Origin of the sequence: Hyphomonas sp. TMED31 (assembly GCF_002172815.1) — a bacterium.
GTDB lineage: Bacteria > Pseudomonadota > Alphaproteobacteria > Caulobacterales > Hyphomonadaceae > Hyphomonas > Hyphomonas atlantica.
Genome location: NZ_NHCK01000047.1, coordinates 16,880 through 32,061 on the forward strand (window position 1 = coordinate 16,880; position 15,182 = coordinate 32,061).

The following is a 15,182-nucleotide window of genomic DNA, read 5'->3' on the forward strand; positions in this document are numbered from 1 at the left end:
AGGAAGGACATGACGGCATCACAAAGCGACCCACTCGAAAACGTTCTCGAAACCGCCATTGAAGAAGGCNATGATGGCGAAGTTTCCATTGGCGACCTGCTCGACATGTTCGGGCAGCGCTCTTTCGGACCCATCATCACACTGCTTGGCCTACTCGTCGTCCTGCCCCCGCTTGGCGGGATTCCGGGCCTGCCGGCGATTGTCGGTTTCGTGATTCTTCTTTTCAGTCTGCAGATCCTGTTCGGCGCCAGTCATATCTGGATGCCCTCTTTCATCCAGAACCAGTCCATTGAAACCGAGAAACTTGAACAGGCCGAAGACCGCGTGANGCCGTGGCTGAAACGTGTGGACCGGATGATTACGGAACGACTTTCCTGGGCGACCGGAAAAACGGCGACGTATCTGGCCGCAATTGCCGTCTCTGTTCTGGCGATCCTGATGATCCCGCTTGAACTGGTGCCGTTCGCCGTAGCGGCGCCNGGCGTCGCGATCACCCTGTTCGGCCTCGGCCTTGTCGCGCGCGATGGCGCGGTGATGCTGGCCGGATTTGCCGCCACGACGGCTGCGCTGACCATCACGCTATTGTTTGTACCCTGGGGCAAGGTTGCCGGCTGGTTCTGATGCGTCAGACTGCGGGCTCGGACTCGATTGGCTGCCACAGCTCGATCTTGCGGCCATCGGGATCCATCACCCAGGCAAACTTGCCATAGCTCTCGACCATTGGCTCTCCCTCCAGCGAAACGCCTTCTGCCCTGATCCGCTCGATCATGCCGTCCAGATCGTCCACCATCAGATTCATCATGAAGTCGCTATCGGATGGCTTGAAATAGTCGCTCTCTGCCTTGAAGGGCGCCCAGATCGTGCGGGCCCCTTGCGGGAATTGCGCGGCAGCATCAGCCTGCGAAAAGCTGGATCCGCCATAATCATCAATCTCGATGCCCAGAACGCGCGTGTACCATGCGCGGGTTGCGTCCACGTCCTTGCAAAGAAAGAACAGCCCTCCGAGCCCGATCACTTTTGCCATTGGTCCTTCCCCTCTCGATGTTTCCCGCCCACACGATACCCTGTTCCAAAACATATCCAAAACAGGTTCGCGGTGCGGGCGCAGGCATACTCCTGATAAGATANCTGACATGAGTGATTCTGATTCCCTGCCCGGCGCCGGTTGCGGCGCGGCCATTCGCGACNATTCAGGCCGCCTTCTCCTGATCCAGCGCCTGAAAGAGCCTGAAGCCGGAGCCTGGGGCCTGCCGGGCGGCAAGATCGATTTTGGCGAACGGGCAGAAGACACGGCGCGCCGGGAAATCGAGGAAGAACTCGGCATCCAGATCGAGCTGACCGGGCTCGCCTGTATTGCGGAGACCATCGACAAGGGCGATGGTCGGCACTGGGTCGCGCCGGTTTATTCTGCGCGGATTGTCTCCGGTGAACCACGCGTGATGGAGCCGGAAAAGCATGGCGGATGGGGCTGGTTTGCGCTGGATGATCTGCCAGATGATCTGACAACACCCGTGCGGGATTATCTCGCTGCGCTGGCAGCGCCTTCTCTAAATGACTAACACTGCAAATATGGAGCAGATGTTGCACATCCGCTCTAGCGGCGGACAGCGAGTTGGTGATTATAGCCCTTGTGATTCACCGCATTCGAACCTTGTTGATCTGGCTGGTCGTAGCTGACCTTGTCGCGACGCTATTGTTCTGGGGCGTGACACGCCTTTCAGATGAAACCGGCAAGCTGTCTGGTGGGCGGGGCATCATTTTCTATACTGACAATGCGGCCGATGCGTCTGCCCGTATAGACAAGGGCGTCGCCCTTCTGAAGGCCGAGAAGCTTGACCGGCTTCTCGTTGTCGGTGGGCACCGGCCACAGGAAGGCCGACTCGGCAGCCAGGAGATGGCATTGCTTGCCGCCCGGCGGTCTGGCCGTGCAGAAAAAGTCAGCGCAGATGTCGAAAGCCGCGACACGATTTCCGGCCTGGAAAACCTCGCCAACACGACCAGCACCGCAGAAAGCGGCAAGATCGTCTTCATCTCCAACTGCATGCACATCCTGCGCGCAAAGGCGGTTTATGCCAGCCATCCCGGCAATCAGGCGAAAGCATATGGCGCCTGCCCCAGAGGTGGGTTCAACCCGCTCGATATCTGGCGTCGCGCCCATTATGAAGCAGGCGCGTGGACTTTGTTCCTGATGCCGGAAAGCTGGCGCGATGCGATCATTGACCGACTACGCGGTGATGAAGACGCCTAGCTGAGCGGCCCGCAGCGGCGCTCATATTCCGCGATCGCATCCGGCATCCATTGGCGGAAATTCTCTGCGCGCGTTTCAGAAGCCGGGTGTGTGGACATCCATTCCGGCGGACGTTGCCCGCCGCCAATCTGCCCCATCCGCTCCCACAGTTCCGGCGCTTCACGTGGGTCGTAACAGGCGCGCACCAGCAGATCGAGACCGATCTTGTCGGCTTCTGTTTCATGCTGGCGCGAATAGGCCAGCATTCCACCCTGCGCCGCAACGCCGAAGGCCTGCATGATGGCGCGCTGCTGGGAGGCGTCCATGTCACCCAGGCCGACGCCTACAGCGATCTGGCCGAATTGAACGACCCGCTGCTGGCTGACACGCTCGGCACCATGATGGGCGAGCGCATGGCCGATCTCGTGCCCCATCACGACCGCCAGTTTGTCGAGGTCTTCAATGTCCGCGGTGCTGACCGAACCGTCGTAATTGCCGGTCACATCAAGGATGCCGGTATAGATCGCCACATATCCGCCGGGCAGGCAGAAGGCATTCGGCGTTTCCGAGTCCACGACATAATAAGTCCAGTCGAATTGATCTGCGACGGGCGTGAAAGAAGCCCCCTGGCGCAGCAAATCCTGCTCCAGCTCGACAGCGGCAGCCTGGAGGCGCAGACCGATGTCGCGAACGGCTTGCGTGTATTCAGCGGCCTCGCCAGCGCATACCGTGCCCGACGCGCAGAACACTTCATTGCCCCTGTCCTGCTCCTGATTGAGGATCTGGAGATAGGATTGCTGGCCGAGTTGAACTTCTTTCTCAATCGAGACCGTGTTCAGCTGTTTGCGCCCGGTGAAGGGCACTTCGCTCTGATTGGCTTGCCAATAGAGAAACACCAGGAACAAACCCACCAGAATCAGGCTGAACCTGCTGCGCAACAATCCGCCAAAACCGCTGCTGCGGGTTTTGTGGCCATAGGCGTGGCGCGGCATGCGCATGGGCAGTCTCCATCTCGATTGCTCGTTAACCCATTTAAACCAAAGCCCGGCGCAAGGGAAAGCACGGTTACACCTTCACGAATGCGGTGGGGATCGCTATTTCTGGACGCATGACAGACCAATCCTCTCAGCCGAAGCTCGAAATCCGCATCATCCCGGTGACGCCCCTGCAGCAGAACACGTCCATGATCTGGTCCACAGAGACCATGGAAGGCGTGTTCATTGATCCCGGTGGTGAGGTCGACAAGCTCATGGGCGCGGCGGAACAGTTTGGCGTGAAGATCGTGGGCGTGTGGCTGACACATGGCCATCTGGACCATGCCGGTGCAGCGACCGAGGTTTCGGAGCGTACGGGCTGCCAGATCATCGGGCCACATGAGGATGACCAATGGCTGCTGGATGAACTGGAAGCCCAGGGCGCGAAATACGGCATCACCGATGGACGCAATGTGAAACCGGATCGCTACCTGCATGACGGCGACGAACTGGAACTGGCCGGCAACAAGTTTGGCGTCGCACATTGCCCTGGTCATACGCCTGGCCATGTCGTGATCTACAACAAGGCGGGCGCGCTGGCCTTTGTCGGCGATGTGCTGTTCCGTGGCTCCATCGGGCGGACAGACTTTCCGCGCGGAAACCACCAGCAACTGATCGACTCCATCACGGGCAAGCTCTGGCCGCTGGGCAATGAAATGCGCTTTGTGCCGGGACACGGCCCCCTCTCGACCTTCGGTCAGGAGCGCCAGGACAATCCGTTCGTGGCAGACTCTATCACTGGCTATCAGGGCGCGGCGACACAGGATGCGGACGCGACCAGCCAGAAGCTTGCCAAGCGCTGGAGCTGACCCCCTTTCCCTCGCAGACCTCAAGCCCCGACTTTTCCGGAGACCGATCATGACCATTCGCCTTAGCATTCTGGCCGGGGCCTGCGCCCTTGCGCTCACCGCTTGTGGTGCGCCCTCCAGCACCGAAGCCCCTGTCCCTGCCCCTGCCTCGTCAATAGATGCCAGCGCCGATTGGCATCTGGTAAGCGAGGAGTCGCGGCTGACATTTGTTTCCACAAAGGCCGATGAGCTAGCCGAGGTTCACACATTCAAGACGATGACGGGCAGTGTGACCCCCGAAGGGGCGGCGACGATTGAAATCGCGCTGGACAGCGTGGACACGGCCATTGAGCTGCGGGACGAGCGGATGCGCGCGATGCTGTTCGAAACCGAAACCCATCCGACGCTGACCATTACGTCCGAGACAGCGCTTGATGCCTTCAGTGAAATGGAAGAAGGCGACCGGAAGCGGATCGAGGCTGACATCACTGTCGGCCTGCACGGCGCGGAGAATGCATATTTCGCAGACCTGTTCGTAACACGGGTCGGCGCTGACAAGGTGCTGGTGGAATCCGCAAGTCCGGTTCTGGTACACGCCGCTGATTTCGAACTGGATGCGGGCCTTGAAGCCTTGCGCGAAGTGGCGGCTTTACCGTCCATCAGCCCGGCGGTTCCAGTGTCGGTGTCCTTCGTCTTCGAGCAGTAGCCGGGGCACACGCACAGCAATGCGTGGAGATTACGATACGGTAAGTGTCTGATATTCCACGGAACCAGCGCAACAAGGGGACGTTTCTCTGCCGTACAATACGGAAAGGAATGTCCCATGACCGCTTATCTGAAACTCGCCGCAGCAGGCATCAGCGCCATCGCTCTGGCCGCCTGCACCCAGACCGGCACAACCGAACGTAACGCAGCTTATGGCGCTGCTGCAGGCGCTGCGGCCGGCGCAGTGATCGGCAACAATGTCGGCGATGGTGACGCAAAGCGCGGCGCAGCGATTGGCGCGGTTCTGGGCGGTGCAGGTGGCGCGGCCAAAGGCTGTACCGAATCCGAAGATTGCGACATGCCGGGTGTGAAAGACCAGGCCGACGAAAAGGACGCTGATGGCGATGGCTATGCTGACGCCTATGACCGTTACCCTTATGACAGGTCGCGCTGGTAATCCGATAAGGACGTTGGTGCGATGGTGAGGCCCGTATCCAAATGGATGCGGGCCTTCCTCTATGGACTCCGGGCGCCGGTCTTCAGGGATTCGTCGCCATCAATTACAGTGAATCCCGGAAACGCGACCGTTTAGCCTTGCCCCCGCCCCCGACTCCCAGCTATGAGGCAGCCGTTTGGCCGGTAGGAGACATGTAATATGCCGAAGCGCACTGACATTCGCTCTATTCTGGTCATTGGTGCGGGTCCGATCATCATCGGTCAGGCGTGCGAGTTCGATTATTCAGGCGTTCAGGCAGTCAAGGCGCTGAAGGATGAGGGCTACCGGGTCATTCTGGTAAACTCCAACCCGGCGACGATCATGACCGATCCGGAGCTGGCCGACGCTACCTATATCGAACCGATCCTTCCTGAAGTCGTCGAGAAGATCATCGAGGCCGAAAAGCCGGACGCATTGTTGCCAACCATGGGCGGCCAGACAGCGCTGAACTGCGCGCTGGACCTGCACTATGCCGGCATTCTTGAAAAGCATGGCGTCGAGCTGATCGGCGCAAAGGCTGAAGCCATCGAGATGGCCGAAGACCGCAAACTGTTCCGCGAAGCGATGGACCGGATCGGTCTGGAGAATCCGCGCGCGGCGATCATCTCCTCTCCCAAGAAGGAAGATGGCAAATACGACCGGATCGAAGGTCTGAAGCGTGCGATGGAAGCGCTTGACGAGGTAGGCTTGCCCGCCATCATTCGCCCGGCCTTTACACTGGGCGGAACAGGCGGCGGCGTTGCTTACAATGTCGAGGAGTATGAAGAGATCTGCCGGTCAGGCATTGCAGCCTCCCCCATGGCGCAAATCCTTGTCGATGAGAGCCTGCTCGGCTGGAAAGAGTACGAAATGGAAGTTGTTCGCGACAAGGCGGACAATGCGATCATCATCTGCTCCATTGAGAATATTGATCCGATGGGCGTGCACACAGGTGACTCGATCACTGTTGCGCCAGCCCTGACGCTGACCGACCGCGAATACCAGGTGATGCGGAATGCCTCCCTCGCCGTGCTGCGCGAGATTGGCGTTGAGACGGGCGGCTCCAACGTGCAATTCGCCGTGAACCCTAAAGATGGCCGTCTCGTTGTCATCGAGATGAACCCGCGCGTGTCTCGCTCCTCGGCGCTGGCATCCAAGGCGACCGGCTTCCCGATCGCGAAGATCGCAGCCAAGCTGGCCGTNGGCTACACGCTGGACGAGNTGGACAATGANATCACNGGNGTCACACCCGCCTCATTCGAGCCGACGATTGATTATGTCGTCACCAAGATCCCGCGCTTTGCATTCGAAAAGTACAAGGGCGCTGATCCGGTCCTGACCACAGCCATGAAGTCCGTGGGCGAAGCAATGGCAATCGGTCGCTCCTTCCAGGAAAGCCTTCAGAAGGCGCTCTGTTCTTTGGAAACCGGCCTGTCAGGTCTTGATGAAATCACGTTTGAAACTGAAGCCGACCTGCGCAATGCGCTGGGCGTTCCATCGCCGAACCGGTTGCGGGTTGTCGCCCAGGCCCTGCGCCAGGGGCTCAGCGTCGACGAGGTCTATCAGGTCACCTCAATCGACAAATGGTTCCTGCGGCAGATNGAAGAATTGATGCAGATNGAAGCAGGCNTTCTGAAGGATGGCNTGCCCGCTGATGCAGACGGTATGCTGCNNCTGAAAATGGCGGGCTTCTCGGACAANCGTCTGGGCAAACTCGTCGGCAAAANNGANGCNGANATNCGNGCNCANCGCCACNGCCTGAACGTGCGCCCTGTCTACAAACGTATCGATACGTGTGCGGCAGAATTCGCGGCGAAGACCCCTTACCTCTATTCGACGTATGAGCATCCTGTTTTCGGCGCNGACGAAGCCGAATGCGAGGCCCTGCCCTCGAACCGCAACAAGGCCATCATCCTCGGCGGCGGCCCCAACCGGATCGGACAGGGCATCGAGTTTGACTATTGCTGCTGTCACGCCGCCTTTGCGATGGAAGATGTTGGCATCGAATCNATCATGGTCAACTGCAACCCGGAAACGGTGTCCACGGACTATGACACATCCGACCGNCTCTACTTCGAGCCGCTGACGGATGANCATGTTCTGGAGATCATCCACAAGGAACAATCCGCCGGCAAGCTGAACGGCGTGATCGTTCAGTTTGGCGGGCAAACACCGTTGAAGCTCGCAAATACGCTGGACAATGAAAACGTNCCNATCCTCGGCACCAGCCCGGCCTCTATTGATCTAGCGGAAGATCGCGAGCAATTCGCGGCCCTGCTCGACACGCTGAACATACAGCAGGCCCCCTCGCGGACGGCGCGCTCAGTTGAAGAGGCTGAGGTGAAGGCAAACGAGATCGGCTATCCGGTCATGCTGCGCCCCTCCTTCGTACTCGGCGGACGTGCGATGGAAATCGCCCGCAATGACGAGGACCTGCGCAAATTCGCGTCTGAAGCGCTGGATGTGGCCAAGGATTCCGGTGACGCGTCGCTCTTCATTGACCGCTACCTGTCTGACGCAATCGAAGTGGATGTGGACGCGCTGTGCGACGGTGANAACGTGCATGTCGCTGGCATCATGGAGCATATTGAAGAAGCCGGCGTACATTCCGGCGACTCCGCCTGCGCCCTGCCGCCCTATACGCTGTCCAAAGAGCTGCAAGCCCGCCTCGCAGAACAGACCATCGCATTGGCCAAGGCGCTGAAAGTGCGTGGCCTGATCAATATTCAATTTGCGGTCAAGGATGACGAGATCTACGTTCTGGAAGCCAACCCGCGCGCCAGCCGGACCGTGCCATTCGTCGCCAAGGCTGTTGGTGCCCCAATCGCAGCCATCGCCGCGAAAGTCATGGCCGGATCCAGCCTCACCGAATTTGACCTGACGAACGCCAATCCGCGCCGTGTGGCCGTGAAAGAGGCGGTGTTCCCGTTCGCCCGCTTCCCCGGTGTTGACCCGCAACTGGGCCCGGAAATGCGCTCCACTGGCGAAGTCATGGGATGGGATGATGATTTCGGCATGGCCTTCCTGAAAAGCCAGCTTGGGGCCGGGGTCCACCTTCCGGACTCAGGAACTGTATTTGTCTCTCTCCGCGATGCAGACAAGGAAGGGATTGTTCCGACGATCCAGAAACTCGTGGACCTTGGATTCTCGATTGTTGCGACAAGCGGCACAGCCGCATTCCTGGAAGGCAAAGGCCTGCCGGTTTCTCGAATCAACAAGGTTCTGGAAGGCCAACCGCATATCGTTGACGCAATGATCAATGGCAAGGTTCAGCTCGTGTTCAACACGACCGAAGGCGCCGCATCCCTCGCGGATTCAGCCTCCATCCGCCGGACAGCTGTGAACGGGAAAATCCCGTATTTCACAACTCTTGCCTCCTCAATCGCCTCGGTACAGGCCATTGAAAGCAAGAAAGACCGGGAAATCTCGGTGCGCGCCTTGCAATCGGCCTGATCAGCCCCACTTGACGCCATTACCAATTAAGACAACGATTTTGCCGCCAACAATAGAGGTGACACAGATGGACCGCATTCCCATGACCGCAGAAGGCCATGCTGCGCTTCAATCCGAGCTCAAGACGCTGAAATCCGTTGAGCGCCCGAATATCATTGCGGCGATCGCGGAAGCCCGCGCGCATGGAGATCTGTCGGAGAACGCTGAATACCATGCCGCCAAGGAGAAGCAGAGCTTCATCGAAGGCCGTATCGCAGAGATCGACGACAAGCTGGCCCGTGCAGATGTCATCGATGTCAGCAAGCTGACCGGCGGCAAGGTGCGCTTTGGCGCCACCGTCACCCTGATTGATGTCGATACGGAAGAAGAAAGCACCTACAAGATCGTTGGCGAAGATGAAGCCAGCGTGAAAGATGGCAAGATTTCCATCACCTCCCCGATTGCCCGTGCGCTGATCGGCAAGGAGGAAGGCGACGAGGCAGAGGTGGCCGCACCATCCGGTGCGCGCGCCTATGAGGTCGCCAAGGTCGAGTACCGGTAAATGGCAGAGGCGGGGTCGCTCGGACCATCCGTCTGGGCGGTCTCCGACGGCCGCGCAGGCAATGCTGCGCAGGTGCGCGCCGTGCTGCAGGCACTGGGCGACACGCGCCGGTGGATTCAGATCGCCCATATCGCAGGCGAGGCTCACCGTGCCGACCCATTGGTGCTGACTCCACGCATCCCTTGGCGTTGGCTGCCGGCGGACAAATGGCCAAATCCCGTAGTCGCTCTGCCCAAGGATCAACGTGACCTGCTGGGACCACCCTGGCCGACTGTATGGGTTGCTGCCGGACGGCGCTCCGCTGCGCTTACGCGTGCCGTACGCGAACTGTCAGGCGGAAAAACCCTGACCGTGCAGATCCTGGATCCGAAAATTTCGCCNGACAATTTCGACCTTCTGGTCACACCGGCGCATGACGAGGTCAGCGGACCGAATGTCATTCAGACAATAGGTTCCCCCTCCTATTTTCCGCCAGACCTCATTGAACAGGCAGGCCAATCCTTTGCCGACCTTGCAGATGAACGTGGCAAGAGTGCCATTGTGATTCTCGGCGGGAACTCCAAGGCACACACTTTCACGGATGCCGCCGCAGAGCGCCTCGACTCCCAATTGCGCACGCTCGCTGGACAGGGCTGGCGTCTTCGCATCACCACATCCCGCCGCACACCGGTTCAGATCGTCGCCAGGTTTCGTGCGATGGCAGATGAAATTGGCGCCCGCTTCTGGGCGGGGCCGGAAGACGGCGAGAATCCGTATCTCGCATGGCTGGTCTTTTCCGATTGCGCCATTGTGACCGAGGACAGCGCCAACATGCTGTCTGATGCGGCCTGGCACAATCTGCCGATCCACATTGCCCGCCTTGAGGGCCGGTCCGAAAAATTCGACAAACTGCATCAGAGCCTTATCGATCATGGCGCCGCGCGGCTCTTTGGCGGCGTCCTGGAAACCTGGACGTACCCTGCCCTGCGCGAGGCTGATCGCGTTGCCGATGCCATCGTCGCAAAACTTCTGGAACGTCATCCTCAGCCCAGCATGGGCGGAGACGACACCAAGGTCGCCCCACCGGACTGGATGGAGTGATGGCGCGCGCCCCACGCTGACGGCATGAAACTGTTCTGCCTCACCCTGCTGGCCATGATCGCGTTCGCGGCCAATTCCGTGCTGAACCGTCTCGCGCTCGCAGGAGAACTGATAGACCCGGCGAGCTTTGCGGTTATTCGTCTTTTCAGCGGTGCGATAATCCTTTGCCTGATTGTTCTGGTACGTTCTGACAATCGCACCTCCCTGTTCACGTGCAAGCGCAATCTCAGTGTTGGCGCGCTGCTCGCTTATATGCTCGGTTTCTCATTCGCCTACGTGTCTCTCGATACCGGCGTAGGCGCCTTGATCCTGTTCGGCGGTGTACAGATTACCATGTTCGCCGGCGCAGTGATCGCGCAGGAGTCAGTATCCCGACTGAAGTGGATCGGTGCGCTGCTCGCAGCTTCCGGCCTTGCCTGGTTCCTGTGGCCAACTCCAGATGCAGAAATCTCTCTGACAGGCGCTGGCCTGATGGGAATTGCAGCGCTCGGCTGGGGCATTTACTCACTGATGGGACGCGGCGCAGAAAATGCCACGGCGGAGACCGCGGCCAATTTCGCGCTTGCCGCCCCGTTCAGCCTGCTCGCCCTGTTCGCCCTGGCGCCAAATGTAACGTTCGAGGGCTTCGTCCTGGCCTGCCTGTCAGGCATTGTAACATCCGGTCTCGGCTATGCCCTTTGGTACGCNGTGCTACCCCGTCTGGCATCGTCCACAGCCGCCGTNGCGCAGCTCAGCGTGCCGATCTTTGCCACGCTTGGTGGAGTTGCCTTCCTGAGCGAGGATCTGACACTACGCTTCGTGATGGCCGCACTGATTGTTCTCGGGGGCATTGGCCTGTCAGTCGTGAAACCGCGTTCAGTCCGCTAGGCCGCCACGACGCGATCGTCTGCCGGGATAGTCTTGAGGATGAAGCCGCCGCCAAGAATGCGCGTGCTGCCTGCCGCGTCATAGAGCACTGCGGCCTGACCGCGCGCGACGCCCTCTTCCGGGTCATCAAACCAGATCGCCGGCACGCCATCGCTCCAGCCAATGCGCGCTGGTACCGGTGGGCGCGTNGACCGCACACGGACCAGCACAGNTGCGCCTGAATTGGNGGCTGCCTCAAGCGTGCCATTCCCGATCCAGTTCAGTTCCTCGAGCAACAGGCCCGATGTCATCAGCGCCTCGCGCGGACCCACAATGACACGCCGCTTCGGCGCATCAATCTTCACCACGTAGAGCGGATCGCCTGTGGCCACGCCGAGGCCCCGGCGCTGGCCAATCGTATAGTGGATCACGCCATTATGCTCACCCAGCACGCGGCCATCAAGATGCACGATCTCACCGCCGCGCCCGGCACCGGGGCGCAGCTTCTCAACCACATTCGCGTAAGAGCCTTCCGGCACGAAACAGATGTCCTGACTGTCCGGCTTGGACGCAACCGGCAGATTGAACTGGTCCGCCAGTTCGCGCACTTGCGTTTTCGGCAGATCGCCCAGCGGGAAGCGCAGATAGTCCAACTGTTCCGCCGTGGTGGCGAACAGGAAGTAAGACTGGTCGCGGCTGGCATCAGCAGCGCGGTGCAGCTCGGGCCCGTCCTCGCCATCTGTACGCCGAATATAGTGGCCGGTCGCCAGGCAGTCCGCGCCCAGATCCCGCGCCGTCTTCANCAGGTCAGAGAATTTGACCGTCTGGTTGCACCGGATGCAGGGAATGGGGGTCGAACCCGCNAGATATGTATCAGCAAAGTCTTCCATGACTTGCTCACGGAACTTCGACTCGTAGTCCAGCACATAGTGCGGAATGCCAATCTGATCNGANACGTTNCGNGCNTCNTGGATATCCTGCCCCGCACAACAGGCGCCCTTCTTCTCGATGGCGGCGCCATGATCGTACAGCTGCAGCGTGATGCCGATGACATCATAGCCCTGCGCCTTCAGCATGGCGGCCACAACGGAACTGTCGACACCGCCAGACATGGCGGCGACAACGCGCGTTTCCGCGGGTGGTTTGGCAAATCCAAGAGAGTTCACACGGCCATCCCAGGCCGGCGGCAATTCATAAGTCATGTCTCACTCCATCCGGGGTAAAGGCCCGGAGCAGTTTCAGGAATGGGGGCATATAGCGCGAGGCGCGCCAAATTGCGAGGGGGTCAGGCCGCAGACGCCTCAGCGTTGGCAGTACCTGCCGCGACCCAGCCACCACGGAATTCGCGCGCGGGCTCCAGCTTATCGGTCACACCGAACATGTTTTCACCGCTGCCCATCAAGATCATGCCGCCGGGCATCATCTGTTTCGCAACGCTTTCTATCACTTGTGTGCGGGCTGGCCGGGCCATACCAGACAGGACATTGCGACACAGGATAACGTCGAAATTGCCAAGCCCGTCAGCCCGCTCAAGCAGATTGTGCTGGCGGAAACTGACGCGGGAGCGGAGCGCATCTGACGCCTCCCACTGCCCTGTTTCCAGACGTGTGAAGTGTTTGACCAAGCGGTGAATGGAAAGGCCCTTCTGCACCTCATAGTGCCCATAACGGGCGGTGCGGGCTTTCTCTGTTGCCACCTTGCAAATGTCTGTCGAGAGAATNTCGATCTTCGCCCCGCGAAGGCTGGCGGGCAATTCGTCTTCCAGCAAGATGGCCAGCGAATAGGCTTCCTGACCTGTCGCGCCACCCGCACACCAGACCTTCAGGCGGCCTGTATTGGACGCTTTCAGGCGCTTTGGCAGCACATCTTCAACGATACGCTGCAGCGCCTCGCGATCNCGGAAGAACCATGTGTCCTTGGATACAAGCGCTGCGGCCACTTCTGCAGCAAACACGGCATTTGCGCGAGATTTCAGGCAATGGACGAGGTCNGCCATCGTGCCGAAGCCCTCGCGCCGGGCGATCGCCGCCAGCCGTGCCTCAATGAGATAGGATTTGGATTTCGGAATCGCCTGACCGGAGCCTTTCAGCGCCAGTTCAGCCAGTTCGTTGAATACCTCTTCCTGCATCTGACACTCCGAATCGGACATTCTGCCCCTAAACCTTATGCATTAGGTAAGGTTTGTTAAGAAATGCTTCAAACGAGCCCGACTTCTGCAAATTTGCTTTCAAGAATATCCGCGTCGAACGGCTTCATGATGAACTCGTCCGCGCCCGAACTCAACGCTTCATTGATATGCTCAGCGTCGTTTTCGATGGAGCAGAACACAACCAGCGGACGCTTGCCCTCTTCCTCGCGGCGNAGCGCGCGCAGGAAATCCAGCCCGTTCATCACCGGCATGTTCCAGTCCAGGAGGATGGCATCCGGCATCTTCTCGCGGCAGTGGCGCATGGCTTCCGCGCCGTCTCCGGCTTCCACGACATCGAATTTCAGGTCGCGCACGATACGGGCCGCAACCTTTCGGACAACGCGNGAATCGTCGACNATCAAACAGGTTTTCATGATGGATCCTGTGCGCAGCAGTATTAATACGAATCTCAAGGGCCCCGGTTAAGAAACCCTTTCCAAAGTGTAAATTTTCAGCGCCCCGCAATCAGCCTTCGGCGCGAATACCCGCCGCCATGATGATGACTGTCTCATCATTCTCGCTGGCCGTCAGCTCGCCGCCCAGGCCATCACAGATAATCTTCGCAAACAGGGGCTGGATCGTCTCCGGACGCCAGCCATCCTCCGGCTCCACTTCCTTGATTCCATTNGCAATGTCAGGACGCAGGCGCGCCCGCTTGCCCTTGCAGGTGAGCGCAATGGTCAGCCCCACGGGCTCATTGCGGATGCGTACCTGGATCACACCACCGCGCGGCAGGCAGTCAATGCCCATCATCACCAGATTCATCATCAGGCGCACATGGGAGAAGCTGAGATGATCGGTCTGAATGTCGAACTCGATGCTCGGCCGGTGGCTGGCGACGAAATTCTCGGTGATCTTGCGGGCTTCGTGAATATCCGCTGCCCCGGAATTCAGGCCAATCGAACCGAAAGCGTAACGCAGGAACTGGATCCGCGCCCCAGCCTTTTCCGCGCCGTCATGCAACAGGGCTTCGGCCTGCGCTTTCATCTCNACATCGCCCGGATCATTCAGCAGATCGAGCGCATTCGTGACCGAGGACACAGGCGAAACCAGGTCGTGGCAGATGCGCGAAGCAATGTACGCGGACAAGCGTGCAGGATCGATCATGAAGTAGGCAGCCCCATTCTGGAAATTGAATTCCGTGCAGAATTGTGTGAGCCGCCCTGCCTGTCAATCAAAGCTGTATGAACTATTGGCGATAATCAATGTTCTGATCAGTTCGGTCCTCGGGACGGTCAATCTCGTCATAGCCGTGGCGTGCGCTGTGNAATGTCAGCAGGAACAGCCCCATGGAGAGTGCGAGCGTCAGGACTCCGCCCAGCACATAGGCGACCCAGCCATGCCCGGACAGGCCATCTGCNTTGCTTTCCCACAATCGCGAGATGCCCCAGAGCATGGCCCCGAGGAACAGGAAGCTGGCGACAACCCAGAAGATCAGCTTGCGTGACATGATCCGGTATCTATCCCGGCTTGGGCTGCGAACAAGCTATTTCTGCTTCCAGCTGCCGCTCGCGTCCATGTACCACTGGCCGCGGCTCAGTTTGGAAATCTGCTTTTCGCCGGTAATGCGGGCAACTTCAGCGACCGTTGTGCCGGTCTCAGCAGCGACTTCGGCGTATTTTGCGGCGCGCTTGTTGTTGATCTCCTGAACCTTGCGGATCAGTGCCGGATCGGCCGANCCGATCACGCCCAGGCGACCGTCGATGCGCTCACCAACCTGACCAGATTCAATTGCGGCATCAATCACGGGATCACCCGCAAAAGCTGCTGGCGCGAGCGCTGACATGCCGAAAACAAGGGCAAGTGCAGCGAAGAAAGTGCGAAGGGATTTCATNATTTCGTCTC

Annotated in this window: 17 protein-coding genes; 10 read left to right on the top strand and 7 right to left on the bottom strand. The window is 59.4% G+C overall.

Annotated features, from left to right (window positions below):
* Window positions 1-9 precede the first annotated feature (9 nt).
* Window positions 10-621 carry an exopolysaccharide biosynthesis protein gene (locus CBB91_RS07435; RefSeq protein WP_273013199.1) on the top strand — a complete coding sequence of 204 codons (612 nt, stop codon included), beginning with the start codon at window positions 10-12 and terminating at the stop codon, window positions 619-621.
* Window positions 622-625: 4 nt separating this feature from the next.
* Here the strand turns inward: CBB91_RS07435 and CBB91_RS07440 are convergent, their stop codons facing one another.
* On the bottom strand, window positions 626-1,024 hold the full coding sequence (locus CBB91_RS07440) for a VOC family protein (RefSeq protein WP_273013201.1): 399 nt from the start codon (window positions 1,022-1,024) through the stop codon (window positions 626-628).
* A gap of 109 nt (window positions 1,025-1,133) precedes the next feature.
* Here CBB91_RS07440 and CBB91_RS07445 point away from each other — a divergent pair, with 109 nt between their 5' ends.
* Both CBB91_RS07445 and CBB91_RS07450 read left to right on the top strand, forming a co-directional pair.
* Window positions 1,134-1,559, top strand: coding sequence for an NUDIX domain-containing protein (locus tag CBB91_RS07445; protein ID WP_273013203.1), 426 nt, complete (start codon window positions 1,134-1,136; stop codon window positions 1,557-1,559).
* 56 nt (window positions 1,560-1,615) lie between these two features.
* Window positions 1,616-2,248, top strand: coding sequence for an ElyC/SanA/YdcF family protein (locus CBB91_RS07450; RefSeq protein WP_273013205.1), 633 nt, complete (start codon window positions 1,616-1,618; stop codon window positions 2,246-2,248).
* Here the strand turns inward: CBB91_RS07450 and CBB91_RS07455 are convergent.
* Window positions 2,245-3,225, bottom strand: a complete 981-nt coding sequence (locus CBB91_RS07455; RefSeq protein WP_273013207.1) for a M48 family metallopeptidase — start codon at window positions 3,223-3,225, stop codon at window positions 2,245-2,247. The genes CBB91_RS07450 and CBB91_RS07455 overlap by 4 nt on opposite strands.
* Window positions 3,226-3,335: 110 nt before the next feature.
* Here CBB91_RS07455 and CBB91_RS07460 point away from each other — a divergent pair, with 110 nt between their 5' ends.
* The 7 genes from CBB91_RS07460 (at window position 3,336) to CBB91_RS07490 (ending at window position 11,170) form a co-directional block, all read left to right on the top strand.
* The gene (locus tag CBB91_RS07460) at window positions 3,336-4,070 is read left to right on the top strand and encodes an MBL fold metallo-hydrolase (RefSeq protein WP_273013209.1); all 735 of its coding nucleotides are present in this window, start codon (window positions 3,336-3,338) and stop codon (window positions 4,068-4,070) included.
* A gap of 49 nt (window positions 4,071-4,119) precedes the next feature.
* On the top strand, window positions 4,120-4,755 hold the full coding sequence (locus CBB91_RS07465; RefSeq protein ID WP_273013211.1) for a YceI family protein: 636 nt from the start codon (window positions 4,120-4,122) through the stop codon (window positions 4,753-4,755).
* 117 nt (window positions 4,756-4,872) lie between these two features.
* Window positions 4,873-5,211, top strand: coding sequence for a glycine zipper domain-containing protein (locus tag CBB91_RS07470; protein ID WP_035551153.1), 339 nt, complete (start codon window positions 4,873-4,875; stop codon window positions 5,209-5,211).
* A gap of 198 nt (window positions 5,212-5,409) precedes the next feature.
* On the top strand, window positions 5,410-8,682 hold the full coding sequence (gene carB, locus CBB91_RS07475) for a carbamoyl-phosphate synthase large subunit (RefSeq protein ID WP_273013213.1): 3,273 nt from the start codon (window positions 5,410-5,412) through the stop codon (window positions 8,680-8,682).
* A 67-nt stretch (window positions 8,683-8,749) separates the two neighbouring features.
* A complete protein-coding gene (gene greA / locus CBB91_RS07480) occupies window positions 8,750-9,223 on the top strand; it encodes a transcription elongation factor GreA (protein ID WP_273013215.1) in 474 nt (157 codons plus the stop codon).
* Window positions 9,224-10,303 (top strand): mitochondrial fission ELM1 family protein, encoded by a 1,080-nt coding sequence (locus CBB91_RS07485; RefSeq protein ID WP_051602645.1) that lies wholly within the window; start codon window positions 9,224-9,226, stop codon window positions 10,301-10,303. It begins immediately after the preceding gene.
* A 24-nt stretch (window positions 10,304-10,327) separates the two neighbouring features.
* On the top strand, window positions 10,328-11,170 hold the full coding sequence (locus CBB91_RS07490) for a DMT family transporter (protein WP_273013218.1): 843 nt from the start codon (window positions 10,328-10,330) through the stop codon (window positions 11,168-11,170).
* Here the strand turns inward: CBB91_RS07490 and mnmA are convergent.
* The 5 genes from mnmA to CBB91_RS07515 form a co-directional block, all read right to left on the bottom strand.
* Complete coding sequence (mnmA, locus tag CBB91_RS07495) at window positions 11,167-12,351, bottom strand: tRNA 2-thiouridine(34) synthase MnmA (protein WP_273013220.1); 1,185 nt, start codon at window positions 12,349-12,351, stop codon at window positions 11,167-11,169. The two genes, CBB91_RS07490 and mnmA, sit on opposite strands and share 4 nt — an antisense overlap.
* Window positions 12,352-12,434: 83 nt before the next feature.
* Window positions 12,435-13,277: a protein-glutamate O-methyltransferase CheR gene (locus CBB91_RS07500; RefSeq protein ID WP_345906763.1), complete on the bottom strand. Its 843-nt coding sequence runs from the start codon at window positions 13,275-13,277 to the stop codon at window positions 12,435-12,437.
* 68 nt (window positions 13,278-13,345) lie between these two features.
* A complete protein-coding gene (locus CBB91_RS07505) occupies window positions 13,346-13,711 on the bottom strand; it encodes a response regulator (RefSeq protein ID WP_273013224.1) in 366 nt (121 codons plus the stop codon).
* Window positions 13,712-13,802: 91 nt separating this feature from the next.
* Window positions 13,803-14,444: a histidine phosphotransferase family protein gene (locus tag CBB91_RS07510; protein ID WP_051602643.1), complete on the bottom strand. Its 642-nt coding sequence runs from the start codon at window positions 14,442-14,444 to the stop codon at window positions 13,803-13,805.
* Window positions 14,445-14,823: 379 nt separating this feature from the next.
* The gene (locus CBB91_RS07515) at window positions 14,824-15,171 is read right to left on the bottom strand and encodes a YdbL family protein (RefSeq protein ID WP_035551135.1); all 348 of its coding nucleotides are present in this window, start codon (window positions 15,169-15,171) and stop codon (window positions 14,824-14,826) included.
* Window positions 15,172-15,182: the final 11 nt, after the last annotated feature.

What these genes read in the sequence shown, in the direction of transcription:
- CBB91_RS07460 (WP_273013209.1), top strand. Translation starts at nt 3,336, where the DNA reads ATGACAGACCAATCCTCTCAGCCGAAGCTCGAAATCCGCATCATCCCG.
- CBB91_RS07465 (WP_273013211.1), top strand. Translation starts at nt 4,120, where the DNA reads ATGACCATTCGCCTTAGCATTCTGGCCGGGGCCTGCGCCCTTGCGCTC.
- CBB91_RS07440 (WP_273013201.1), bottom strand. Translation starts at nt 1,024, where the DNA reads ATGGCAAAAGTGATCGGGCTCGGAGGGCTGTTCTTTCTTTGCAAGGAC.
- CBB91_RS07455 (WP_273013207.1), bottom strand. Translation starts at nt 3,225, where the DNA reads ATGCGCATGCCGCGCCACGCCTATGGCCACAAAACCCGCAGCAGCGGT.
- greA (WP_273013215.1), top strand. Translation starts at nt 8,750, where the DNA reads ATGGACCGCATTCCCATGACCGCAGAAGGCCATGCTGCGCTTCAATCC.
- CBB91_RS07470 (WP_035551153.1), top strand. Translation starts at nt 4,873, where the DNA reads ATGACCGCTTATCTGAAACTCGCCGCAGCAGGCATCAGCGCCATCGCT.